Consider the following 611-nt stretch of genomic DNA (forward strand, 5'->3'; position numbering starts at 1 on the left):
GATGATGCGCTGCTCAACATCAGCGTCTGATGGTAAAGCTAACCTTCACCAAGGCGCGGTCGGTGTCGGCATTGATATCGCAACAGGCAAAGCCATTCGTGCGGTGCAATTCGACCAACCAGTAACGCACCACCCAGATACGGGTAAAGATTTATCGACTCTGCAAGTGCCTCATTGGGAGCGTTTGCTAGAACTTGCGTCAAGTGCTTGGGAAATGACGGGGCTTGGTTACATGGGCACCGACATGGTTCTCGACAAAGAAGAAGGTCCGATGGTACTTGAGCTGAATGCTCGTCCTGGTTTGGCTATTCAAATCGCGAACGGAGCAGGATTGCTTCCTCGCTTGAAGCATATTGAAAGCCTCGGCACTCCAGCGGAGTACCCTAAGCCTATAGAGCGCGTAGCCTACGCGGTTGAGCAATTTGGTGTAAAACCAAAGTTCTAAACCTTACAAGCTAGCAATCAGCACATGGTTGCTAGCTTTTTTCTTTCTGCCATCGTTTTCACTCCCCTTCCTATCTCATTTCGCCGGTTTCATCATTTGAATCAATGATCGAGCTAACAAAATCAACATAGATCGTTTCTTTTCCACTGAGCCCATTGAGTATGAT

1 protein-coding gene is annotated in these 611 nt (G+C 48.3%); it reads left to right on the forward strand.

Translation table 11 applies throughout. The features are described 5' to 3' along the window. The coding region (locus R7Q46_RS28215) for a sugar-transfer associated ATP-grasp domain-containing protein (RefSeq protein ID WP_318078446.1) at positions 1-445 on the forward strand (445 nt) is incomplete at its 5' end. Positions 446-611 lie beyond the last annotated feature (166 nt).

The organism is Vibrio sp. 811 (assembly GCF_033339195.1).